The following is a 21,332-nucleotide window of genomic DNA, read 5'->3' as shown; positions in this document are numbered from 1 at the left end:
GCAGGCGCGTGATTTTGGCCTACTCGCCCATGGTAATTTGAATTTCTGCGGCCGGCGCATTGGGCAGGCGCGCTTGCAACAGGGCCAGCATCTCATCGGCCGATTTGCCGGTGGCGAACATGATGAAAATGTAGCCAAATTTATCTTCGTAGGCCGCGTTGCCCGCCGCCAAGGCCCCCAGCGTTTCTTCCGAAGCCTGCCCCACGGCGCCCTGCTCGCCAGCCGCCCAGATGGTGGTGGCAAATTTCACTTTCAAGAAATTTACATCGCCCATTTTGGGGTAGTGCGCAAAAGCCGCGCGCTAATCAGTTTCCGCAAGGCTGTACCAAACCTCGTCAGCCGCGGCCAGCAGTGCCGCGGCCGTGGCGAAGGGAAACCGCTGGTTCAGGGCCCCCACCCAGGCGGGGGCCCCACAGCAGGTGATCAGGGCCCCGGCCCAGGCAGCGGCGGCGAGGCCTTTTAGGGCTGTAATCATTATTAGACCACCGCCAAACATTGTTAGTAGTAACCTCATGAGAATCAAACACATTTTTATTATCGATTATTTAGCTCTTGTTTTTGTTTATTTAATATAGAAGCTGTTTAGGAAGTAGTCAGGCGGGCTCAAAACAGAAAAGACTCCCACGGCAGAGCGAAATTTGAGGTGCGACCCATCTCCTTTCCCTCCGTCATGGAAGTCCTGCCCAAAGATATCATTACCGCCTGGATACTCCCCCATTTGCCCTTTAGCGCCCACGGCCGTCGGCGGGCGGCCCAGCCGGTGGAAGTCGTCGGCGCCATTCTCTACAAGCTCAAAACGGGTTGTCAGTGGCGCTGGCTGCCCGTGCGAGAATTGCTGCCAACCCACCCCCTGACGTGGCAGGGCGTCTACTATTATTTCAACCAGTGGCGCAAGCAAGGTGCTTGGAAACAGCTTTGGTTGAGCGTCTTGCGCTTGAACCACGCGGCGCTGGACTTGTCGAGTGTGCAACTCGATGGCAGCCACACCCCGGCTAAAAACGGCGGGGCGGCTGTCGGCTATCAAGGCCGCAAGGCGGCCCGCACCACCAACGCCCTGTTTCTGGCCGACAACACGGGCCAGCCCCTAGCCGTGGCCACGCCGCAAGCCGGCAACCACCACGATACGTTTGCCCTCGAACACGTCTTCGCCGAACTCTGTGAGCTGCTCGAACAAGCGCACCTGCGCCTGGAAGGCCTCTTTCTGAATGCCGACAAAGCCTTTGATGTCACTAGCTTGCGTCAGGCCTGCGCCCGGCGCGACATCGAAGCCAACATTCCCCGCAACCGGCGCTCGACCGACTGGCAAACGGATGATGACACGCCGCTGGACCCCGAACTTTACCGGCGCCGGCTGGTCATCGAGCAAATGAACGCCTGGCTCGACGGCTTCAAGACCCTGCTGGTGCGCTACGAAACCTGCCTGGAAAATTGGCTGGCCTTCCACTGGCTCGCCTTTGTCGTGCTGCTACTGCGTAAAATTACCCGACCACCCACTTCCTAAACAGCTTCATAATATATTCTTGTCTATTTAATAGAATACGATTTGTTTACTATTTCAAAATCTCCATCTGGTGCTTCAGGCAAAACTCTTATTAGTAATGAATCTCCCTTGACACACTTAAACATCGTAGTATTACCGGTATTAGTATATAATTTATTATTATAAATATATTCAAATTTTATATTATAACCTCTACCATAAGTCGAGTCTATAATCTTTACTGGCACATTTACACCTCCAACATCAATTCGTTTTTTAATACTGTGCCGCCGTAATTCCGAAAAGATGACTAGCACAGCCATGGATCCGAAAAAGACCCATATTCTTGCAGGCTTGTTGATATACATTGGTGTGAAGTTGCTTACAGGATGCTTTGTGAGTTTAAGTGGATACAACGTGATTGATTCAATACGACGGCAGATTGCACTCCGTTATAATCTTTCACCGTTCTTTATTTTTAGGCATTTCCTGTGTTCCCATATCTATCGTCTCTGCTATTGAATTAGCTGTCCCATTGCCGGTTATAGAAACTGCTCCTTCTTTTACTGTTTCTGAAATAACTAACGGTTCTCCTAATTTACCCACTTGCCCGCCCACCAAATAACCAATAGTTTCTCCAATTGCTGCGCCTGGATCCTTATTAATTGATGTTACGCGGCTAAACTAGCAGTTATTATTTTCGGCGATGACCTGCACCCTGGATTTATACACGGACTATTTGATTAGCTCGACGGGCCCGACTTCTGCCACGGGCTTATCCAGGCTCTTTGGCGGGGCCGTGAGCCACGACCAAGTCACGCGCTGGCTCAGCACGTCTATTATATGTAGTTATCTTAAAAAAATCAGCCGCCCGGGGCCCTATTCGTACATGTCGCGGGGGTCGGCCGCCGATAATTCTATCAAAAACTGACCGATGGCGCGGGTAGTCGCCGCCAGCAGCGCGGCCCCTTTTTCGGCGGTGGCTTCGGTGGGGTCCCCCGCGCCGGTATCGGCGGTTACCTGGCTCCAGTCGCGCTGCGACCACGCCCAACCCTGCCGAAACGCTTCGATGCGGAACGACCGGGCGTGCCCCGAACCGGCCTCCACCAAGGGGCGCACCAGGGCCGGCGCAATGTGCAGCATGGCACTGGTTTCGAGCGCATCGGCGTGGTCGCCGGGGGCCGTAAAAAACTGGCTGCGGTCAACGGTTTTAAACCAGTTGATGGTACACAGAAATACGGTTGGAAACTCGGCCTGCAACTCGCGCAGGTGCTGCCGGAAGTCGTTGCCGCCGTGGCCGTTCAACACCAGCAACTTGGGAATTCCCTGGTGGGCCAGCACCCGCACCACGTCACGCAGAATGGCCAGCTGCGTACTGGGATTCAAGTTAATGTCGAGGGTAATATCGAGTTGGCCAGTGTTCACGCCGAACGGAATGGTGGGCAGGACCACCACTTTGGCGCCAGCCTCCCAGGCCAGGCGCGCCGCCTCGGCAGCGATGTAGTCACACTGAATGTTATCGGTGGCATAGGGCAGGTGGTAATTATGCGCCTCCGTGGCTCCCCAGGGCAGCACGACTACTTCGTAGGCAGCGTCTTTCACGTACTGCCAGGTAGTTTCGGCCAGGATGTAGGGACGGGGCGTCATGGCTAATCGAAGCTAAATAAGGACGGGAAGTGGCCCACAATGAGAAAGTCTCCGGCCCAAGGCGAGCGGCTATTCGCGCTAGCCGCAGCGGTTCAAAAAGCAAGCGAACTGCCGCTACACCACCGTCGGAAACCGGTTCACGTTCTTGTAGTAAATGTAAACCGAGGGCTCTTTTCCAATGGAAGCGGCCCATTGCTGGCAGTACGGGGCCATCCATATGGAATCGCCCTGCTGCACCGGGTACCACTGCTGGTCGAGCATATAGATGGCCTGGCCCTGCAAGTACAGCAGGCCGTGCTCCATAATGTGGGTTTCGACCATCGGCAGGTTACCGCCGGGCTGGTAGGTGAAAATGTTAACGGCCATATCGAACCCCAACTCGTTGGGCAGCAGCTCCTAAATGCGCAGGGCGTCGTCGTTCATGTACATGGGGGCCTGGCTGTCGTCCTTTTCGCCCCACAGCACGCCGGGCGCGGGGTGGCCGTCGAGCGGCTCGTACACCTTATGGAAGGTCAGGATTTGGGTGCCGGGCGTGGCGTCTTTGAATTAGTAAGGCTGCCCGACCGGCACGTACACAAACTGCCCGGCGGTGAGGGTTTTGTAGGAGCTGTCGGCCGCAGCTTCCACCTAACCTACTACCACGTAAAAGAAAATCTGCAACGCTTAGGTCATACCCGTCAGCTTGCCCGCCTCCGTCAGCGTGACAAGCGTTTGGCAGACCCGGGCCCCCATCTGCTCGTTGATGAGGACGTTGACCGAGCAGCCTATCCAGCTAGGCACGTTACTGTTGATGTAGCCGTCGGGGGCGATGATGGCGTGGTTGCGCCGCACAACGGAGCGGGTAAGGGAAGAGATTTTCGTAGCGGGTCGGGAATTTAAAGCGCCACCGCCGGCGCCGGGGGTGGGAAGTAAGGTTAGGCATAGGCGACGGCCAGCCGCTGCAAAAAGCGTTCGGCTACTTCCAGGGCCGCCGCTACGTCGGCGGCTTCCACATTTTCCAGCGGGTTGTGGCTGATGCCTTTGTAGCAGCGAATGAACATCATGGTGGCCGGCGCTACTGCCGAGGCGGGCACCACGTCGTGGCCGGCGCCGCTCACCAGGGGCACCACGGGGTAGCCGCTGGCAGCAATGGCCTGGGCCAGCAAGTCGTTCAGGCCGGCGTCGCAGGCCACGGGCGCGATGGCTTGCACCAGCTGCCAGTCCAGTACCAGGCCGCGCCGGGCAGCAATAGCAGCGGCCTGCGCGTGCAGGGCCCCGTAGGCGGTGGCCAGCTGCCTGGCGTCGGGGCTACGCAGGTCGAGGCTGTGCACCACTTGGCTAGGGATAACGTTGCTGGCCGAATGGGCAATGCGCAGCTGGCCCACTGTAGCTACCAGCCCGCGGCCGGGGGCCAGGGCAAAGGCCTCGGCGGCCAGCACAAACTCGGCGGCGGCGGCCAGCGCATCTTGCCGCCGGGCCATGGGTACCGTGCCGGCGTGGCCGGCCATGCCCTGCCACGTCAGCTCCACGCGCTGCTGCCCAACCAGGGCCGTGACGAGTGCTACCGGCACGCCGCTTCCCCACAGCACGGGGCCCTGCTCGATGTGCAGCTCGAAGTAGCCCAGCCACTCGGCGGCGGGCAGGGCCCCGGCGGGAATTTGCGCGGCGTCGCCGCCCATCTCCACAATGGCCTGGGCCAGGGTGAGGCCCTGGGCATCGGTTTTGGCCAGTAGCGCAGGGTCGAAGGCACCGGTGACGACCTTGCTGCCCAGGTAGGCAGTATGAAAGCGCACGCCCTCCTCGTCGCTGAAGGCCATCAATTCCAGGTGAAACGGCAAGTCAACCTGCTGCTGAATAATATCTTCCACCAAGCTCAGCCCCATCAGCACGCCCAGGGGCCCATCGTACTTACCGGCATTCACCACCGTGTCGATGTGCGAGGCCAGCACGAAGGTTTGGGCCCCCGGCCGCCGGCTGGCCCACCGCCCGCGCAGGTTGCCGATGCCGTCGAGGCGCGTTACGAGGCCGGCGGCCTCGAACCAGCTTTGCACCAAATCGCGCCCGCGCACGAAAGCCGGCGTGCCGAAGGTGCGCGTCACGGTAGCACCGCTGGCGTCCTCGCTGATGGCTGCCAGCTGCTCGATGCGGGTAAGAATGTGGGCAGTGCGGACTTGGTAATCTGACATTTGAGAAAGTATTATTACTCGTAGAGACGCGAAATATCGCGCCTTCACCCAACGGGACGTAAATATGGGGCCCTAGCGGCTCAGTAATTGCCCCCGGTTGAGGTGCAGGAAATCGGGGTGGCGGAATACTTCCTCGCCGGCCAGGAACGCGTGCGTGACCACGCCCGTCAGTGCGCGGCCCAGATAAGGCGAAACCTTGTGGCGGTGGTGCAACAGCACCTCGGTTACGGTGAACTACGCATCGGCGGCCAGCACCAGCAGGGCGGCGTCGTAGCTGCTGGCAATCTGGCCTTTGCGGTGCGCCTGGCCGATGAGCCGGGCGGGGTTGGCACTGAGCCAGCGGGCCAGGTCGGACGGCGTGGCCCCGCGTGCTTTAGCCGCCGTTCAGAGCACGGATAGGACCAGCTGGAGCGAGGCAATGCCGCCTCAGGCACTAGCAAAATCGCCGCTGGCCGGCTGCTTCAGGTCAGGCGGGGCGGGCGAGTGGTCGGTGGCCACGAAGTCAATGAGCCCGCTTTGCAGGCCCCCAACAGCTGCTCGTTGTTGGCCCGCGCGCGAATGGGCGGCGCGCACTTGAACTGCGTCTGGCCGGCGGCGATGTCCTCGGCGTTGGAAAATAAGTAATACTAGCCGGTTTCCACGGTCAGGGGCAGGCCCCGGGCTTTGGCTTCGGCAATGGCAATCAACCTGGAGCCCTTCGGCCAGCCCAACACCAACGGGGTATTCGTGGCCACCGGCGCGCCATTCGACTACATTAACGGCACGGTGGTATGAGAGTAGTGGTACGGGATTAAATAACTGCAAGACAGGATATAACGTTGTGAACATCATGCTGAGCGTAGCCGAAGCCTCTCTCCCGCAGCACTAATCAATTGATATGGTGAGAAGAAGAGATGCTTCGGCTGCGCTCAGCATGACGTTCTAATATCACCTATAGGTCAACCAAATAATGCCTGCCCATCCCCACGACTTACCTGCTTGGGCCCTGGGGCCGCTGCCTTACGGACCGGCCAGCCGGCGGCGCTGCTGTGCATGGTGCGCAGCGAAGACAGCAGCCCCAACTGCCAGGGTTTCAAAATGGCCGTGACGGCCACGGCCGACTCCATCGGCGGCGGCATCATGGAGCGCAAGTGGGTGGGGCTAGCCCGCCAGCGCCTGCTGGCCGGCGACGCCGCGCCGCTGCTACGCCCCCAGGTGCACCGGCTGGGGCCCCAGCCGGCCGCTCGGGCATGATGTGCTCGGGCGAGCAGGAGGTACTACTGTGGCCCTTCAGCCCCGCCGGTTTGCAGGATGTCGCTGCAACGGCCCTGGGAGCCTTGGGTAGTAGGGCTTTTGAGCTGAGCGAAACAGGCGGCCTGCGGGTGCTGGCTGGGGCCCCGGCCGCGTTCTATGACTGCCGGCCGGGGCCCCAGTGGCGCTACTGTGAGCAACTGGGTTTCCACGACCAGCTCACTATCGTGAGCGGCGGGCACGTGAGCAGGGCCCTGGTACGCGCCGCCGGGGCCCTGGACTTCGAGATTACCGTGCTCGACAACCGCCCCAACCTACCCATGCTGGCCGCCAACGACGACGCCCACCACCGCCACGTGCTGGGCAGCTACGAGGCGCTGGCCGCCACCGTGCCCCCGGGGCCCCGCCGCTACGTGGTAGTGAGACCGTGGGCTACCGCATCGGCGCCGTGGCCCTGCGCTAGCTACTAGACCGCCCCGGCGCCTACCTGGGCGTGATGGGCAGCGCCGCCAAGGTGGCTGAGCTACGCCGCGTGCTGCAAGCCGAAGGCTTTCCGACCGCCGAGTTGATCCGGCTGCGGGGTCCCACTAGGGTAATAATTAACAGCCGCACGCCCGAGGAAATCGCCGTCAGCGTGGCGGCGGAGCTGATTACGGTGCGCAACGCAGCCCCAGAGGCCGGCCCGTAGCGCTACGGCTTCTCGCCGTCGGCCTCGCCGCCGTTGGCCGAGCCGTCCACATTGCCGCCCTGGAAGTAGTTCTCGGTGAAAATGCGGTAGCGGTCGAAAATAGAGCGCACCGAGCGCACCAGCACCACTTCGCCGCGCAGGCCCTCGGGCACCGTCACACCCGAGGCGTAGCCGTTCCAGACGGCGCGGTTACTGCGAGCGTCGATGAGGGTGACGAGCAGCGTACCCTCGGCCAGCAGCAGGCGCACGGGCTGGTACACGTGGCGCTGCTCGTCGGGGGTTTCATCACTCTCGGCATCGTTATTTTTCACCCACGTGGTCAGCTCTTCCTGGTTGAAGCCGTGGAAGTGCATGTCGCCCTCAAAAATGCGGAAGCTCACCAGCAGGTCGGGGCGGTTGGTACCGCGGGCCGGGCGGTAGCCCTGGCTGCGCAGGCGCTGCCGGATGGCGTCGCGCAGGGTTTCGCCCAGGTGGCTGGTGTCGGCGGCCAGGCCCGTGCCGGTGATGAAACTGTAGGAGCGGTAGCGCCGGAATCGACCACCGTAGCTGTAGTCGGACTCGACGCGGGCCTCGCGGCCCGCAATGCAGCCCGGTAGCAAGCCAGCCGCCAGCAGGCAGCCTAGCCAAAAAGCAAGGGTAATTTTCATTACAAATGGTAGGAAATGAAGATTGGACTTCCAAGTTACAAAACCTCCCCCAATTTCCACGCGCCGCAGCGGGCGTAACGCATTCATAATGCACGCGCTACCTCCAGCCGCTCACCCGGGACCCCAGCCGCCTTTTTGAGGCCCCGGGTGCCCTTTTTTAGCTTTATCCGCGAAGCCCACGGGGCCCGGCAGGCCGCGCCGTGCCTACCCCTGCCCGCATCCGGGGGCCCTGGCGGCATTTTATTTGCCGGCCGGCCGGTTTTTCTCACCGAAACCGGCGCCGCGGCTAGGCCGCCGCGCCGGTTTCGGCCAGGGCCACGGGCTGCATGTAGGCGTGCTTCACGGCGGGGAATTCTTGCTTGATGGCGGCGTGGATGCGCCCGATGGCCTCGGTGATGGCGGCCGTCGTTAGGTCGGGGCGGAAGGCGACGCCCTGCACCAGCGTGATTTCCTCGGGGCCCAGGTAGATGGTGGCGATGCGCATGGCCTTCGCCACGGCCGCGTCGGCTTCGGTGAGGGCCACAAGGCGGCGGCGGGTGGTGGCGTCCACGCCTTCGCCCAGCAGCAGGCTCTTGCTTTGGGCGGCCAGGGCCCCGGCTACGCCCATCAGCAGCAGCCCGATGAGGACGGACGCCCCGCCGTCGAAGTACGGGTTGTGCAGGGTGTGGCCCAGGAACACGCCCAGAAAAGCGATGGTCAGGCCCAGTACGTCGGAAGCATCCTCAAACAGCACCGTGAACGTAGCGGCGTCCTTGCTGCTTTTCAGGGCCACCCAAAACGGCAGAGGGCCCCGTTGCGTGTTGAAGGCCCGCCAGGCGGTGCGCAGCGAGTAGCCGTCGAGCACAAACGCCACGCCCAGCACGATGTAGTTCCAAAACGGGTCCTTCATCAGCTCGGGGTGCCGCAGGTGCGCTACGCCTTCGTAGAAGGACAGGCCCCCGCCGACCGCGAAAATCAGTAGCGCCACCACATACGACCAGAAATACTGCTCGCGGCCGTAGCCGAAGGGCCGGTGCTCGTCGGGCGGGCGCTGGCTACGGCGCAGGCCCAGCAGCAGCAGCAACTCGTTGCCGGTATCAACGAGCGAGTGAATGCCCTCGGAAAGCATGGCCGAGCTGCCCGTGATGCCGGCGGCCACGAACTTGGTGGCTGCAATGCCCAGGTTTGCTACCAGCGCGGTGTAAAGCGCCGTTTTAGAAGATGCCATGCGGTAATCAAGTATTCGCTTGAAAGCAAAGATGCCCCCGGCCGTCGTGCTGATAGATAAGCATGACGACTTATTTTTTATTAATGTAAGGACCAAAGCAACCAGAATGCAACACCGCTGGGGGCGCTAGCGGTAGCCAGCGGCTTGTAGCGCAAACAGCTCGGCGTAGCGGCCGCCCTTGGCCAGCAGCTCTTCGTGGGAGCCGATTTCCACAAATTGGCCGTTTTCGATGACCAGGATGCGGTCGGCCATGCGCACGGTGCTGAAGCGGTGGCTAATGAGGACGGCGGTTTTGCCTTGGGTGAGTTCCTTGAAGCGCTCAAAGACTTCGAACTCGGCGCGAGCGTCGAGGGCGGCGGTGGGCTCGTCGAGGATCAGGAGCTGAGCGTCGCGCATGTAGGCGCGGCCAAGGGCAATTTTCTGCCACTCGCCGCCGCTCAGGTCCACGCCGCCGCTGAAGCGGCGACCAATCATCTGGTCGTAGCCGCCGGGCAGCTTGGCAATCACCGAGTCGGCGAGGCTCTGGTGGGCGGCGGTTTCGATGCGGGGCTGGTTGTGGCGCTGGTCGATGCGGCCCACGGCCAGGTTTTGGCCCGCCGGCAGCTGAAAGCGCACAAAATCCTGGAAGATGACGCCAATTTCCTGGCGCAGCTCGGCGGGGTCGTACTCGCGCAGGTCGTGGCCGTCGAGCAGGATGCGGCCCTCCGCGGGGTCGTAGAGGCGAGCCAGGAGCTTGACGAGCGTGGTTTTGCCGGCCCCGTTTTCGCCCACCAGCGCCAGCTTTTCGCCGGCCCGCAACGCGAATGAGAGGTTACGAATAGCCCATTTTGTACCATTCTTGTACTGAAACCCGACGTTTTCAAACTGAAACCCCTGCTGGATGGGGCGCGGGAACGGCCGGGCCGTTTCGACGCCCACCGCCTGCCGCGTGATTTTCGGCCGCAGGGCAAAGAAATCAAAGAAATCCTGCAAGTACAAGGCCCCGTCGGCCACCGAGCTGAAGCGGCTCAGAATGCCTTCGAGCAGGCCCCGCAGCCGCGCAAACGAACCGGCCAGAAAGGCAAGCTGGCCGATGGAGATTTGCCCGGCCACGGCCCGCGCCAAAATGTAGACATAGGCCCCGTAGTAGCCGGCCGCGCCCACCGCCGCGAACACCGTACCCCACCCCGCCCGCCGCAGCGCCAAGGCCTTATTCTGACTGTAAAACTTGTCGGACAGCGTACGGAAACGGTCCACGAGGAAGTCGGAGAGGCCAAAGATTTTCACTTCCTTGGCCGTTTCGTCGGAGGCCCCGGTTTGGCGCAGGTAGTCCAGCTCGCGGCGCTCGGGCGTCCAGGAGTGGCTCAGCGAGTAGCTGCGCTCGTTGAAGTGGCTCTCGCCGAGGAAGGCCGGCACCACGGCCAGCAGCAGCAGCCCCAGCAGCCACGGCTGGAAGGCCACCAGCCCGGCGGCCAGCAGCACGAGCGTCACGGCGTCCTGGCCCTGGGCCAGCACCTGGCTCATCAGCACCGAGCGCGACAGGGTTTGGCGGCGCGCCCGCTCCAGCTTGTCGTAGAAGGCGCTGTCCTCGAACTGGTCTAAATCCAGCTCGGCGGCGTGCTCCATGAGGCGGATGGACGAGGCGTTGGCAAACAGGTCGCCGAGCAGCGAATCGAGCAGGGCCACGGCGCGGCCCGAGGCATCGGCCAGCAGCACCAGGCCAAACTCCAGCGCCACCAAGACCCCCACGGGCCCCAGGGCCCGGTCGGCGGCGGGCAGCCGCGTGAGTTGCACCACATCGTCGAGGATGAGCTTACCCACGTAGAGCGTAGCCAGCGGCAGGGCGGCCCGCAGCAGGCGCAGCAGCACGTTGCCCACGGTCAGGGCCGGGCTGGTGTGCCAGACGAGTTTGAGGAAAGCCGGCAGGTGGCGCAGGGCCCCCACCCGCTCGCGCACGCTCACGGCGGGCTTTTCAGGGTCCCGGCCCCTGTTCGGTTTTTTGGCGGAGATATTTTTCAGAAAGTCAAGCATTACCGGGCCCCGGGCAAGGTTGGGGCCGGAAGGCGGGGGGCCGCCGTTTTGGCAGGGAGCGGCCGCAGACTGTACTGTTAAAACTAGCGCGGGTTTGGCGCAACGTAACTCGTACTTGGCCTTTGGGCGAGGCCACGCCCCGCATAGAGCAAATGGTTTGCACGACTTGCTACTAGCCAGCACCAGCTTGCCGCTGGCGCGGTAGTGCAGGCACACCTCCACCCATATCAGGCACGAGTTACGCTGCGCTAAACTCGCGCCAGTTTGGCCTCTGGGGCCCTCTTATCTCTTTTGATTTCCTACAGAACCTACTTCCCCGCTACCAGTGGGCGGAAGAAGGGCTCCAATTCCTTGGCCATGATGGCGTGGTCTTCCACGTTGGGGTGGCCGCCGCAGCCGCGGGGCTGCATGGGCTGAAAGAAGAACAGGGCTACGGGCTGGTCGGCGGGGTGGGCGGCGTCGGTGTTGGTTTTGATGGCCGTCAGGCAGTTTTGCAGCTTCGTGCGGTTTTGGCCGTTGACCATCGGGCTGCTGAGCAGGGCAATGCGAGCCTTGGGGTACTTCGCTTTCACCAGCGTCACCAAGTCAAGGTAGCGGCCCACGAACTGGGCACTGTCGAAAGGCAGGCGCGGGCGCTTGCCGTCACCGTTGCTGAAGTCGTTGGTGCCCAGCGCAATACTGACAACTTTGGGCGTGAAGGTGCTGAAGTCCCAGCGCTGCGGGCTGGCTTCCTGAAAATCCGTTTTTTCGTACACCTGGGGCATGGTGGGCCCGTCGCTATTCCAGTTGCGGTAGGCGCCGATGCCGCTCACGCTGCTCAGCACGAAGCGCGTTTTCAAGGCCCGGGCCACCCGGGGGCCGTAGGCCTGGTAAGCATTGTGCTGGTCGTGGTAGGCGCCAGTGCCGCAGGGCACTTCCGAGGCGTCCATGGCCGCGCCGCAGGTGATGCTGTTGCCGATGAATTCGATGAGCGGCGCGGCCGGCTCGCGCAGGGCTTTCAGCTGCTTGCCCGTTATTTTCTGGACGAAGATGGGCCCCGTGTGGGCCTCGGTGGCCTTATACACCCACACCGTGTGCCGGCCCGGGCCGGGGGCCGTGAGCACCAGCGGGCTTTTCGAGCTGCCATCGATGCGCAGGCGGCGCTGGTACACGCCGTCCAGCTCGTATTGCAGGTAGTTGTGGTCATCAGCACCCGGCAGGGACGCAAAGATTTCGCACTGCGTACCCTCGAAACTGAACCCGAAGTGCACCGCCGAGCTGATAAGCTCCAGCTGCTTGGCCTCGGTGAGGCGGTAGCGGCCGTAGGCGGTCAACCCTTTGGCCGGCAAGATATTGCCGCCTTTTGCGGCCACGGCGGCGGGCGCGGCACTCAGGCCCAGGCCGCAGAAAGCGAGGAGTACGTATTTGTTGAGCATTTTCATGGTGAAGCGGGCGGACGCCGCCGCGGGGAGGGCCCCCGGGCGCGGCAGTGGCGAAGGTAGCACGGCGGGCCAGCGCGCGCGGCGCGGCCGCTTACGCCCGCCACGAACTTACTTATGGGCATTGCGAACGGACTTGCACGTGCCCCAGACTTGCTCGCATACGCCAACAGCTGGCTCGCACGCACCACGGGCCTGCTCGCACGCGCCGCGAGCCCGCCCGCGCCTTTCTCCGACCTGCTTGCACGTGCCTCGGACTACTTCACACAAATATTTAGCCTTCAAAAGGCCTTTGTTTGCTGTCAGAGTCGTTTTAAATGGGGAAAGTGCCGAACAAACGTGCCTGCAACGCGCCACCTGGCTTAGGACCAAGTACATTTCAGCTTCATAATTCTTCATCCAACCATTTTTTATGACTACCCGAGAGACTTCTATCCTTGAGAGCGGCCAGCGCGTGGGCCTGGCCGTGGCCCCCTACCAAGCCGAACTAAACGATTTCCCGCCGCTGCTCGCCGCCGACGCCGCCCGCGCCGGACTGGCAACGGCCATCAAAGCCCAGCAATCCACCCAGGACACCCTGACCACGGCCAGCACCGCCGGCAAGGAAGCGGCCCGCGAAAAAATGGCCCTGGCTACCGCCACCCTCTCGGCCCGTGCCGTGGGCTACGCCCTGGCCACCGGCCAGCTTGGGCTGAAGCAAACCTTCCGCCTCTCCTACGCCGACGTGCGCTACGGCGAGGCCACCGAGGATGTGAACCACGTGCGCGACCTGGTGAAAGCCGTGCAGGCCCTGCCCGCCAAGGTGCGCGCCGACTACCGCCTCACCGACGCCGTTATTCAAGCCCCAGCCGATGCAGCCGACGCATTCGACGCGGCCGGTGACGCCCAAACCGGCGCCAAAGCAGCCCCGCGCCTCGCCTCGCTGGCCCTGCCCGAACTGTTGCGCCGCCTCAGCGCCGCCCTGCGCCTGATGGAAACCCTACTCAAAGGCCAGCGCACCGACCCGGACCCAAAATTCCATTGGGCCGAACTCTACGAAGCCTTTGCCGAAGCCAACAAGCGCCGCGGCGTGGCCAGTAAAAGCCGCAAAGTAGACGTGAAACCTGTCGCGTAACCGCCTTGCCGGTTTAGTTAGTGGGGCCCTCATTATCTCTATTTCTAGCGAGCTTCAACCTGCTGGCCCCCGTTGCCCACGGCCGGGGCAATGTAGGCCTTAGCGTTAATTACCAGGGCCCTGGGGAAGGTTGGGGCTGCATAATTGAACTAGTTTTTCCAAGTGAACTATTGACTTATCAAAAATAGTTAAGTAATTGCTAAACTTTTATGCCGACACCCAGTATCCATTCGCATCGGCTTCCGCTTTTCAAAATCATACAGATAGAGCAAACGCGGCCGGGCCGGCTATCTTTCGTCAAATTAGTAAAAAGAGGTGTTTGCCAGTTTGACGATTTTCTCACCCAGCTTGAACAGGAAGGTGGGTATGAAAAAGAGCTTGACAAAGCTGTCAACTTCATGGACCAGTTGGCTCGGCTCAAAAGACTCCGCGGCACCCAGCACCACAGCCTCGGTACACTTCGCCATAGCATAAAAGGCAGAATATACGAAGTCACCTTGTATGAAATCAAAACCAGCAACTTGCGCATCTATTACTTCCACGAGCCGCCTATTACCGAAGTAGTGGTGCTGATGGGCAAGAAGAATACGCAGCCAGAAGATATATCATCTTTTGAAAGCTTAGTGGGACAGTATTTGAATTTTCGTTACGCTTAAAATTATCTTCTCCATGTTTACTCGTCGCGCCATCCTCTCCCGCCCCACCTACTGGCTTACTGAAATTCGCATGGATTTGATGCGGGCAGTAGAAGATTACATGCAAACCCACAACATGAATCGGCGGCAGTTAGCCGAACACCTAGAATGTTCGCCCGGCTATGTTTCTCAGATGCTCAACGGCGACACTAATGTGTCATTAGAGAAGCTCTGCGACGTCGCTTTGGCTGTTGGCAAAGTACCATCTGTCAAGTTTGAAGACTTGGACATTGTGCTCAGCCGCGACGCTATTCAGTGTGAAACTTCTTACGAGGTAGATAGTACCAAATCCGATTCTGTCCATCTGATTTACAAAAAGCCCATGCGTATCTTTTCCACTACCGAATCTTTGATAGAGGCGTAAACCTACCTTTTTGCTAAAAAATATGGACCCTACAGCGCCTTCGGCAGAAGTTTCAAATATTCAGCTCACAGAATTTATATACAATCCCGAATATGATTTCGCCAATATGGAAGAAGTCGAACTCAAGATAACTGTACTGCACCGTGCTCCGCTCCAAAATGAGCAATTTGATGTCTTGGTAAAAATAGTTTATCAAGACAAGAAGACTTCTGAGTCCGTATTAAGTACTTCTTGCGTTACTAGTTATACATTAAAAGGAATGAAAAAAGGTACTGATTCAGAAAGCAGCACTAATACCATTGATATCCCAGGCGTTATAGACAGCCTCATGAAAATCGAGGCAGTAGCTCATGCACGTGCTTTGGTTGCAGTCCAGGCAGCCTCTACACCTTTCGGCAAAACTTATGTTTCATTAGGGACTCGCGTGATGACACAATTAATACAAGAAGAAATTAAGGTATTGGCTACAAAATGACACATATGCAAGCAAATAAGAAAGCAAAAGGTCCTACTGTAATGGTGGGACCTTTTGCTTTACCTAACAATTGATATAATTTCTATCCTAACCATGGAGTTTTTGTTTGTTTGCGTCAATTTTTTATTTTGATCTTTGGGGCCCTATGGCCCCCCTTACCGCTGCTGCTGCCCCTGCCACCCGGCCGTACACCGCCGGCTTCTGGCTGATGTGTTTGTCATCGTTTCTGTTTTTTGCCAGCTTCAACCTGCTGCTGCCCGAGCTGCCCGACCACCTCACGCGGTTGGGCGGGGGCGAGTACAAGGGCTTCATCATTGCACTGTTCACCCTCACGGCGGGCTTGAGCCGGCCGTTCAGCGGTAAGCTGGCCGATACGGTGGGGCGCATTCCAGTGATGGTGTTCGGGTCGCTGGTCTGCTTCATCTGCGGGTTTTTCTACCCGTTTGCGCTCACGGTCACCGGGTTTCTGGGGCTGCGGCTGCTGCACGGGTTCAGCACGGGCTTCAAGCCCACGGGCACGGCCGCGTTCATCGCCGACATCGTGCCCGTGGCGCGGCGCGGCGAGGCCATGGGCCTGCTCGGCGTAACGGGCAGCCTGGGCATGGCCGCCGGCCCGGCCTTCGGTTCGTGGGTGGCCGAGCACTACTCGCTGAACACCATGTTCTACTGCTCCAGCGGGTTGGCGCTGCTCTCGCTGCTGGTGCAGGGCACCCTCACCGAAACGCTGCCCAAGGCCCAGCGGCAGCGCTTCCGCTTCTCGCTGCTCAAGCTGAACTGGAGCGAAGTGCTGGAGCCGCGGGTGTTTGCGCCAGCCTTGATCACGCTGCTGTGCCTGTTCCCCTACGGGGCGGTGCTGACGGTGATACCCGACCAGAGCCGGCTGCTGGGCCTGGCGGGGCCCACCAAGGGCTTGTTCTACATCTGCTTCACGGTGGCCTCGCTGGCGGTGCGGCTGGTGGCGGGCAAATCGTCGGATACCTACGGCCGGGTGGCGGTACTGCGGTGGTCGGCGGGCGTTTTGGCCGCGGGGCTGGCGCTGCTGGTCTGGGCCCCGTCGGTGCCGGTGTTTCTGGCCGGGGCGGTGGTGTTTGGGCTGGGCACGGGCCTGAACTCGCCCACGCTCTACGCCTGGACCATCGACCTGAGCCACCCCGAGCGCCGGGGCCGCGGCGTGGCCACCATGTACATCGCCCTTGAAACCGGCATCGGCCTGGGGGCCCTGCTCGCCGGCTGGGTGTTTGACAACCAGCCCGGCCGCCTGCCGTGGGTGCACGCCGCCAGCCTGGCCAGCGTACTGGGGGCCCTGGCATTTTTGCTACTGCGGCGCCCGGATGAGGTGCCGGCCCACGCGGCCTGAGAAAGGCCAAAAGCCGCCCGGGGCCCGCTTGCCCGCTGCGGTGCCCCGTTGGCGCCGCCCGGCGTAACTTGAGGGCCGGTACCAACGCCGGTTTTTATTCGTGTCAGGGCCCCTATGGCGTTGTTTTCAGGAAAGACGTGGTGGCCCGGGGCCCTGCTACTGGTGGCGGTGCTCACGCTGCTGGCCTTCGTGCCCGCCCGGGCCCAGCAGGCCTGGTTTACCGACCAGCCGCTGGCGCAAGCGGCCGCGGCCCGGCTGCCCGGCGCCCGGCGCCCGGGCCGCGCCCTGCGCATCGACCTGCCCGCCGTGCGGGCGGCCCTGCGGCCGGCCGGCGCAGTGCTGAACCTGCCCCTGCCCGGGGGCGGCACCCAGCGCTACCGGGTGCGGCCGGTGCCGGTACTGGCCCCGGCGCTGGCCGCGCGCTTCCCCCAAATCCAGACCTACGCGGCCCAGGGCCTCGACGACCCCACCGCCACCGCCCGCCTCGACGTGGGACCCGGTGGCTTCCACGCCCAGGTGCTCCGTGCCGGCCAGGCCTACTACATCGACCCGGCCGGCGACAGCGCCCACGCCGTAGCGTTCAGCCGGGGCGCCGGGGCCCCGGCCGGCGGCTGGGCGTGCCTGACGGGCGGCCCGGGCCCCAGCGCGCGGCTGGCGGCCACGGCCGGGCAGCCCAACGGCGCGCAGCTGCGCACGCTGCGGCTGGCGGTGGCGTGCACGCCGGAATACTCGCTCACCCAGGGCAATACCGTGGCGAGTGTGCTGGCCGCCGTGGCCACCACCGTCAACCGCGTGGGCGGCGTGTACGAGCGCGAGCTGGCTGTGCGCCTGGTGCTGGTAGCGGGCGAAGACCAGGTAATTTTCCTCAGCGGCGCAGGGGCCCCAGTGGCCAACCCCGTGTATTCCAACACCAACGGCACGGCCATGCTAGGGCAAAACCAGGCCAACCTCGACCGCATCATCGGCACGAATAATTACGACGTGGGGCATGTGTTCAGCACGGGCGGCAGCGGCATTGCCTACGTGGCCTCGGCCTGCAGCGCCACCGAAAAGGCCGGCGGCGTGAGCGGCCAGGCCAACCCCGCCGGCGACGGCTTCGACATCGACTATGTGGCCCACGAAATCGGGCACCAGCTCGGGGCCACCCACACCTTCAACGGCACCGGGGGCGACTGCGGCGGCGCCAAACGCTCGCCCCGCTCGGCCTACGAGCCGGGCAGCGGCGCCACCATTATGGCCTACGCCGGCATCTGCGCCCCCGAGAACATCGCTACCAACAGCCTGCCCTTCTTCCACTCGCGCAGCTACGACGAAATCCTGGCTTTCCTGGATACTAAGGGTACTTGCGCCGTAGTTACGGGCACCGGCAACCGCCCGCCGGTGCCCGTGGCAGGCCCCGGCTACCGCATCCCGCGGGGCACGCCCTTCGCCCTCACCGGCCGGGCTACCGACCCCGATGGCGACGCCCTGACCTACGCCTGGGAGGAGTTTGACCGGGATTCCATCACCTCGCCCATCGCCAGCCCCACCGGCAACGCGCCGCTGTTCCGGCCCTTCGCGCCCAGCTCCTCGCCCACCCGCACGTTCCCGCAAATCAGCGACGTGGTGAACAACGTGCAAACCATCGGCGAGCTACTGCCGACCTACGCCCGGCGGCTGCACTTCCGCCTGGTGGCCCGCGACAACCGCGCCGGCGGCGGCGGCGTCGATTACGATTCAACCAGCGTAGCCGTGATTGGAACTGCGGGGCCCTTTCGGGTGCAGCAGCCCAACGCCGCCAGCGCGCAGTGGCAGCCCGGCACCGCCGCCGCCGTGGCCTGGGACGTGGCCGGCACGGCCGGGGGCCCCATCGGCACGACGCAGGTCGATATTTTGCTGAGCACCGACGGCGGCTTCACCTATCCCACCGTGCTGCTGGCCGGGGCCCCCAACACCGGCACGGCCACGGTGGCCGTGCCTGCCAGCGCGCCCCTCACCGCCACGGCCCGGGTGATGGTGCGGGCCGTAGGCAACGTCTTCTTCGACATTTCCGACCAGAATTTTAGCATCGTGAACGTGCTGGCCACGCAGCCCGCCGCCGCCGCGGCCGGGGCCTCGGTGTACCCCAACCCCAGCACTGGCGCGGCCACCCTGGCCCTCGCCAACGCCCAGCGGGGCCCCGTGGCCCTGCAACTCCTCGATGCGCTGGGCCGCCCCGTGTGGGCCGCCCAGGCCACCAAAACCACCGACAACTGGCAGTACCCGCTCGACCTGGGGCCCTTGGCGGCGGGCGTGTACTCCCTGCGCGTGGCCCTACCCGCGGGGGCCCTGGTACTGAAGGTAGTGCGGCAGTAGGTTGCGGAAGGAAGCAGCAACGCCACGGCCCAGGCAACGAGGAATCCGGGTAAAATCAGTTAAGGACAATCTTCCAATTCCTCCTTTGTCTGAATAACAAGCTCCCTGTTCGGATAGACTCCCAACAGAACAAATCCAGTATTTCACCGGATGAATTACCCTGACCAGACCGGTGGAAAAACACTAAATTGTGATGCTAACGGCGTCGGAGCAAGTGTCTTTGAAAGCCTTTTGGCGCAGCAAAAGCGGGCCACCAGCACCCGGCTGGTACGGGCGCAGCACCTGCTGGCGGGGGCCCGCACCAGCAGGCGCTGCGCCGTCGGGGCACAAGCACGTTACCGTGGCGGTGCGGCCGTGAGGCTGGAAGTGCGGCGCTACGTTGCTGCGGCGCCTTGGCACAAGCCTCTGGTCCAGGGCCCCACGCTGCTTTGCAGCTCGCTACGGTCGGCCCGCCGTGCCCGGCGGCTGCGTATGGTAAGCTACGTGCAAGTCCTTTATTGCCTGTAGCAGCTCGCCGCTGGCCGGGCCGGCCACCTCGGCGGCGCGGATGATATCCTGCACCGGCACAAACCGAATGGGGGCCTCGGGCACTCCCAACTCGCTGAGCCACTGGGTTAGCTGCTCGCCCGAGCTGAGGTATACTATCTTGCCCAGGCCCACCCAGCCGTGGGCGGCGGCGCACATGGGGCAGTGCTCGCCACTGGTGTAGAGGGTGGCGGAGGCGCGCGCGGCGGGGGTCAGGTGGGCGGCCGCCCACTGCGCCAGCTCCAGCTCGGGGTGGGCCAGGTGGTTTAGCTCGTTGACGCGGTTGCGGGCCTGGGCCAGCACCTCGCCCCCGGCCCCCACCAGGATGGAGCCGAACGGCTCGTCGCCGGCTTGCAGGGCTTCGGTGGCTAGCGCCAGGCAGTGGCGCAGGTGGAGCAGGTCGGCGGGGGTGAGGCTGGGGTGCATGGCGCGGCTCAGGACTGGGGGTGGATGGTAGCCTTCGGATTGGTAAACGTGGGCCGGCCGTTTTTATAGCCCAGCAGCGGCTGCGCAATGGTGCGGATGACGTCCACGGCGCTGCTGGCCTCCAGCAGCACGAAGGTGGCCGGGCCGCCCACGCGCAGGCGGGCCTGCTTAGCGAGCAGCTTGGCGGCGTTGGTGGTTATCATCTCATAGGCGGTCCGGATGTCGGCATCGGTAGCGAGCTGGGCAATGTTGGCGTACATATTAGCCATGCGCACCAGCGAGGCGTCGCCGTAGGGCGTGAAGGCGTTGAGGACGTTATTACTAGAAATAGTGGTCGTCAGGCCCAGCGTGCTTAGCTCGTTGGCATTTACTACACCCCTGGGAATGAGGTACGTATACTCCTTTCCCATCATCAGCAGGTCGGTAGCCGGCAGCACCGTGAGGGCAATGTCGGCCTGTAGTAGCAGCTGCGCCAGCGCGGTGCGCTGGGCCGGAGGCATGGCGCTCAGCTTGTTGACGTGGCCGATGGACACGCGGCCTTGGTAATTGCGACGCCGGGTTTGCTCGGCAATTTTGGGAATGCCCGACTGGGCGGGATCGAGGTCAAAGTCGAGGTGAAAATCGACGTTGACGTTGAATTCCTCAGCCAGGTCAAAAATTAGCTCCACGTGGCGGTCGGGGTCGGGGTCGGCGTAGGGGCAGCCGCCCACCAGGTTGGCTCCCTGTTGCAGGGCCTGCCGCAACAGGTCGTAGGTAACCATTTCCTGCGTCAGCCCATCTTGGGCAAAGGCGCACAGTTCAATGTCGATGGCAAACGCGTAGGCATCCTTCACCCGCTTCAACGCCTCAAACGAGCGCATGCCCACCCGGGGGTCGGTTTCGACGAAGGTGCGCAGGCCCATAGTGCCCTTTTTGATGGCCATCTCCACCACGCGGCTGGCCCGTGCAAACACGTCTTCCTCGGTAAAGTCCTTCTTGGCGTTGCGCGTTTCCTCGGAGGCCTCCTCCTTGGTGCCCTTCACCACCGAACAGCGGTCCAGGATACAGGCCTTGTCGAGGTGAATGTGGGTTTCGTAGAAGCCCGCACACACGAACTGGTGTTCCGCGTCCAGCACCACCCGGGCCGGGGCCGTAATGCTGGCTTCCAGCAGCTGAATCTTATCGGCCACGATGCCAATATCCACACCGGCCTCGTGGTCGTCGAGCCGGGCGTTTTTCACTAGTAGGTCAAGCATTTCAATACCCAAATGGGTGGGAATACAGGATATAATTTCAGAAGAAGCCGGCTGTTCCAACTACCTGCAAAACAGGCGGCCACAACGGCCAGCGGAGCGCAGTAGCCCCCGCACCGTATTATGAGCAGCTACTCAAAACACTTTCTATACTGCTCACGAAGTGGAATGCGAAAACGAAGTAGGGGGCGGGGCTTACCCCCGCCCGTCGTTGAACGGTTCAGTCGGCTTTCGTTCAACGATGGGCGGGGACAAGCCCCGCACCCTACTTCGTGACGAGTATAAATCCACGTACAAGATTAAAAATTACAAGGGTAC

The 21,332-nt window shown here is 62.3% G+C and carries 24 protein-coding genes and 1 pseudogene; 11 read left to right on the top strand and 14 right to left on the bottom strand.

Annotated features, from left to right (window positions below; translation table 11 throughout):
* Nucleotides 1–19 precede the first annotated feature (19 nt).
* Nucleotides 20–250 carry a 2-oxo-4-hydroxy-4-carboxy-5-ureidoimidazoline decarboxylase gene (locus DDQ68_RS24085; protein ID WP_245897458.1) on the bottom strand — a complete coding sequence of 77 codons (231 nt, stop codon included), beginning with the start codon at nt 248–250 and terminating at the stop codon, nt 20–22.
* A gap of 51 nt (nt 251–301) precedes the next feature.
* Entirely contained in the window at nt 302–475 is a 174-nt protein-coding gene (locus tag DDQ68_RS24080) for a hypothetical protein (RefSeq protein WP_162550279.1), read from the bottom strand.
* Between the two features lie 195 nt (nt 476–670).
* On the opposite strand from DDQ68_RS24080, the gene DDQ68_RS20120 reads away from it, so the two are divergent.
* Nucleotides 671–1,501: an IS5 family transposase gene (locus tag DDQ68_RS20120; RefSeq protein WP_109656237.1), complete on the top strand. Its 831-nt coding sequence runs from the start codon at nt 671–673 to the stop codon at nt 1,499–1,501.
* A 23-nt stretch (nt 1,502–1,524) separates the two neighbouring features.
* On the opposite strand, the gene DDQ68_RS23145 is transcribed toward DDQ68_RS20120, so the two are convergent.
* Nucleotides 1,525–1,803, bottom strand: a complete 279-nt coding sequence (locus DDQ68_RS23145) for a hypothetical protein (protein ID WP_162550278.1) — start codon at nt 1,801–1,803, stop codon at nt 1,525–1,527.
* 383 nt (nt 1,804–2,186) lie between these two features.
* On the opposite strand from DDQ68_RS23145, the pseudogene DDQ68_RS25045 reads away from it, so the two are divergent.
* A pseudogene (locus tag DDQ68_RS25045) lies at nt 2,187–2,312 on the top strand (IS701 family transposase); the annotation flags it as partial.
* Nucleotides 2,313–2,359: 47 nt separating this feature from the next.
* Here the strand turns inward: DDQ68_RS25045 and DDQ68_RS20115 are convergent.
* The 5 genes from DDQ68_RS20115 to DDQ68_RS24065 all read right to left on the bottom strand — a co-directional run bounded on the left by DDQ68_RS20115 (nt 2,360) and on the right by DDQ68_RS24065 (nt 5,511).
* Nucleotides 2,360–3,127 carry a creatininase family protein gene (locus tag DDQ68_RS20115; RefSeq protein ID WP_109657900.1) on the bottom strand — a complete coding sequence of 256 codons (768 nt, stop codon included), beginning with the start codon at nt 3,125–3,127 and terminating at the stop codon, nt 2,360–2,362.
* Between the two features lie 114 nt (nt 3,128–3,241).
* On the bottom strand, nt 3,242–3,493 hold the full coding sequence (locus tag DDQ68_RS24075) for a cupin domain-containing protein (protein ID WP_245897127.1): 252 nt from the start codon (nt 3,491–3,493) through the stop codon (nt 3,242–3,244).
* A 297-nt stretch (nt 3,494–3,790) separates the two neighbouring features.
* Nucleotides 3,791–3,958, bottom strand: a complete 168-nt coding sequence (locus DDQ68_RS24070; RefSeq protein WP_245897126.1) for a hypothetical protein — start codon at nt 3,956–3,958, stop codon at nt 3,791–3,793.
* A gap of 83 nt (nt 3,959–4,041) precedes the next feature.
* The gene (locus DDQ68_RS20105) at nt 4,042–5,292 is read right to left on the bottom strand and encodes a Zn-dependent hydrolase (RefSeq protein WP_109657899.1); all 1,251 of its coding nucleotides are present in this window, start codon (nt 5,290–5,292) and stop codon (nt 4,042–4,044) included.
* A gap of 72 nt (nt 5,293–5,364) precedes the next feature.
* Entirely contained in the window at nt 5,365–5,511 is a 147-nt protein-coding gene (locus DDQ68_RS24065) for a hypothetical protein (RefSeq protein WP_245897125.1), read from the bottom strand.
* Between the two features lie 759 nt (nt 5,512–6,270).
* Here DDQ68_RS24065 and DDQ68_RS20095 point away from each other — a divergent pair.
* The 3 genes from DDQ68_RS20095 to DDQ68_RS20085 are packed head-to-tail and all read left to right on the top strand — an operon-like array spanning nt 6,271 to nt 7,210.
* Entirely contained in the window at nt 6,271–6,525 is a 255-nt protein-coding gene (locus DDQ68_RS20095) for an XdhC family protein (protein ID WP_109657898.1), read from the top strand.
* A complete protein-coding gene (locus DDQ68_RS20090; RefSeq protein WP_162550277.1) occupies nt 6,522–6,992 on the top strand; it encodes a Rossmann-fold NAD(P)-binding domain-containing protein in 471 nt (156 codons plus the stop codon). The genes DDQ68_RS20095 and DDQ68_RS20090 overlap by 4 nt, the downstream gene beginning before the upstream one ends.
* A gap of 26 nt (nt 6,993–7,018) precedes the next feature.
* Complete coding sequence (locus tag DDQ68_RS20085) at nt 7,019–7,210, top strand: XdhC family protein (protein WP_109657896.1); 192 nt, start codon at nt 7,019–7,021, stop codon at nt 7,208–7,210.
* Nucleotides 7,211–7,212: 2 nt separating this feature from the next.
* Here DDQ68_RS20085 and DDQ68_RS20080 read toward each other — a convergent pair whose 3' ends face one another.
* From DDQ68_RS20080 to DDQ68_RS20065, 4 genes are all read right to left on the bottom strand, one after another.
* Entirely contained in the window at nt 7,213–7,857 is a 645-nt protein-coding gene (locus tag DDQ68_RS20080) for a DUF4136 domain-containing protein (RefSeq protein WP_162550276.1), read from the bottom strand.
* Nucleotides 7,858–8,143: 286 nt separating this feature from the next.
* Complete coding sequence (locus DDQ68_RS20075; RefSeq protein ID WP_109657894.1) at nt 8,144–9,064, bottom strand: cation diffusion facilitator family transporter; 921 nt, start codon at nt 9,062–9,064, stop codon at nt 8,144–8,146.
* A gap of 126 nt (nt 9,065–9,190) precedes the next feature.
* On the bottom strand, nt 9,191–11,074 hold the full coding sequence (locus tag DDQ68_RS20070; protein ID WP_109657893.1) for an ABC transporter ATP-binding protein: 1,884 nt from the start codon (nt 11,072–11,074) through the stop codon (nt 9,191–9,193).
* A gap of 308 nt (nt 11,075–11,382) precedes the next feature.
* On the bottom strand, nt 11,383–12,558 hold the full coding sequence (locus DDQ68_RS20065; protein WP_162550275.1) for an SGNH/GDSL hydrolase family protein: 1,176 nt from the start codon (nt 12,556–12,558) through the stop codon (nt 11,383–11,385).
* A 346-nt stretch (nt 12,559–12,904) separates the two neighbouring features.
* Between DDQ68_RS20065 and DDQ68_RS23140 the strand changes: the two genes are divergently transcribed.
* The 6 genes from DDQ68_RS23140 (at nt 12,905) to DDQ68_RS20045 (ending at nt 18,831) form a co-directional block, all read left to right on the top strand.
* Nucleotides 12,905–13,606 (top strand): hypothetical protein, encoded by a 702-nt coding sequence (locus tag DDQ68_RS23140; protein ID WP_162550274.1) that lies wholly within the window; start codon nt 12,905–12,907, stop codon nt 13,604–13,606.
* Nucleotides 13,607–13,815: 209 nt separating this feature from the next.
* On the top strand, nt 13,816–14,262 hold the full coding sequence (locus tag DDQ68_RS23135) for a hypothetical protein (protein ID WP_162550273.1): 447 nt from the start codon (nt 13,816–13,818) through the stop codon (nt 14,260–14,262).
* A 13-nt stretch (nt 14,263–14,275) separates the two neighbouring features.
* Nucleotides 14,276–14,665, top strand: a complete 390-nt coding sequence (locus DDQ68_RS20055) for an XRE family transcriptional regulator (protein ID WP_109657891.1) — start codon at nt 14,276–14,278, stop codon at nt 14,663–14,665.
* Between the two features lie 22 nt (nt 14,666–14,687).
* Nucleotides 14,688–15,140, top strand: a complete 453-nt coding sequence (locus DDQ68_RS23130; RefSeq protein WP_162550272.1) for a hypothetical protein — start codon at nt 14,688–14,690, stop codon at nt 15,138–15,140.
* A 145-nt stretch (nt 15,141–15,285) separates the two neighbouring features.
* Entirely contained in the window at nt 15,286–16,497 is a 1,212-nt protein-coding gene (locus DDQ68_RS20050) for an MFS transporter (RefSeq protein WP_109657890.1), read from the top strand.
* A gap of 114 nt (nt 16,498–16,611) precedes the next feature.
* A complete protein-coding gene (locus DDQ68_RS20045; protein WP_109657889.1) occupies nt 16,612–18,831 on the top strand; it encodes a reprolysin-like metallopeptidase in 2,220 nt (739 codons plus the stop codon).
* A gap of 438 nt (nt 18,832–19,269) precedes the next feature.
* Here the strand turns inward: DDQ68_RS20045 and DDQ68_RS20040 are convergent, their stop codons facing one another.
* Entirely contained in the window at nt 19,270–19,782 is a 513-nt protein-coding gene (locus DDQ68_RS20040; protein ID WP_109657888.1) for a nucleoside deaminase, read from the bottom strand.
* An 8-nt stretch (nt 19,783–19,790) separates the two neighbouring features.
* Nucleotides 19,791–21,017, bottom strand: a complete 1,227-nt coding sequence (locus DDQ68_RS20035) for an amidohydrolase family protein (RefSeq protein ID WP_109658532.1) — start codon at nt 21,015–21,017, stop codon at nt 19,791–19,793.
* Nucleotides 21,018–21,332 lie beyond the last annotated feature (315 nt).

Origin of the sequence: Hymenobacter nivis (assembly GCF_003149515.1) — a bacterium.
Lineage (GTDB): Bacteria > Bacteroidota > Bacteroidia > Cytophagales > Hymenobacteraceae > Hymenobacter > Hymenobacter nivis.
The sequence above is the reverse complement of the archived record's forward strand: the minus strand, read 5'-3'. Positions and strand labels throughout refer to the sequence as shown.

What these genes read in the sequence shown, in the direction of transcription:
- DDQ68_RS24080 (WP_162550279.1), bottom strand. Translation starts at nt 475, where the DNA reads ATGATTACAGCCCTAAAAGGCCTCGCCGCCGCTGCCTGGGCCGGGGCC.
- DDQ68_RS20120 (WP_109656237.1), top strand. Translation starts at nt 671, where the DNA reads ATGGAAGTCCTGCCCAAAGATATCATTACCGCCTGGATACTCCCCCAT.
- DDQ68_RS23145 (WP_162550278.1), bottom strand. Translation starts at nt 1,803, where the DNA reads ATGGCTGTGCTAGTCATCTTTTCGGAATTACGGCGGCACAGTATTAAA.
- DDQ68_RS20115 (WP_109657900.1), bottom strand. Translation starts at nt 3,127, where the DNA reads ATGACGCCCCGTCCCTACATCCTGGCCGAAACTACCTGGCAGTACGTG.
- DDQ68_RS24075 (WP_245897127.1), bottom strand. Translation starts at nt 3,493, where the DNA reads ATGGCCGTTAACATTTTCACCTACCAGCCCGGCGGTAACCTGCCGATG.
- DDQ68_RS20105 (WP_109657899.1), bottom strand. Translation starts at nt 5,292, where the DNA reads ATGTCAGATTACCAAGTCCGCACTGCCCACATTCTTACCCGCATCGAG.
- DDQ68_RS20090 (WP_162550277.1), top strand. Translation starts at nt 6,522, where the DNA reads ATGATGTGCTCGGGCGAGCAGGAGGTACTACTGTGGCCCTTCAGCCCC.
- DDQ68_RS20085 (WP_109657896.1), top strand. Translation starts at nt 7,019, where the DNA reads ATGGGCAGCGCCGCCAAGGTGGCTGAGCTACGCCGCGTGCTGCAAGCC.
- DDQ68_RS20080 (WP_162550276.1), bottom strand. Translation starts at nt 7,857, where the DNA reads ATGAAAATTACCCTTGCTTTTTGGCTAGGCTGCCTGCTGGCGGCTGGC.
- DDQ68_RS20075 (WP_109657894.1), bottom strand. Translation starts at nt 9,064, where the DNA reads ATGGCATCTTCTAAAACGGCGCTTTACACCGCGCTGGTAGCAAACCTG.
- DDQ68_RS20070 (WP_109657893.1), bottom strand. Translation starts at nt 11,074, where the DNA reads ATGCTTGACTTTCTGAAAAATATCTCCGCCAAAAAACCGAACAGGGGC.
- DDQ68_RS23140 (WP_162550274.1), top strand. Translation starts at nt 12,905, where the DNA reads ATGACTACCCGAGAGACTTCTATCCTTGAGAGCGGCCAGCGCGTGGGC.
- DDQ68_RS23135 (WP_162550273.1), top strand. Translation starts at nt 13,816, where the DNA reads ATGCCGACACCCAGTATCCATTCGCATCGGCTTCCGCTTTTCAAAATC.
- DDQ68_RS20055 (WP_109657891.1), top strand. Translation starts at nt 14,276, where the DNA reads ATGTTTACTCGTCGCGCCATCCTCTCCCGCCCCACCTACTGGCTTACT.
- DDQ68_RS23130 (WP_162550272.1), top strand. Translation starts at nt 14,688, where the DNA reads ATGGACCCTACAGCGCCTTCGGCAGAAGTTTCAAATATTCAGCTCACA.
- DDQ68_RS20050 (WP_109657890.1), top strand. Translation starts at nt 15,286, where the DNA reads ATGGCCCCCCTTACCGCTGCTGCTGCCCCTGCCACCCGGCCGTACACC.
- DDQ68_RS20045 (WP_109657889.1), top strand. Translation starts at nt 16,612, where the DNA reads ATGGCGTTGTTTTCAGGAAAGACGTGGTGGCCCGGGGCCCTGCTACTG.
- DDQ68_RS20040 (WP_109657888.1), bottom strand. Translation starts at nt 19,782, where the DNA reads ATGCACCCCAGCCTCACCCCCGCCGACCTGCTCCACCTGCGCCACTGC.
- DDQ68_RS20035 (WP_109658532.1), bottom strand. Translation starts at nt 21,017, where the DNA reads ATGCTTGACCTACTAGTGAAAAACGCCCGGCTCGACGACCACGAGGCC.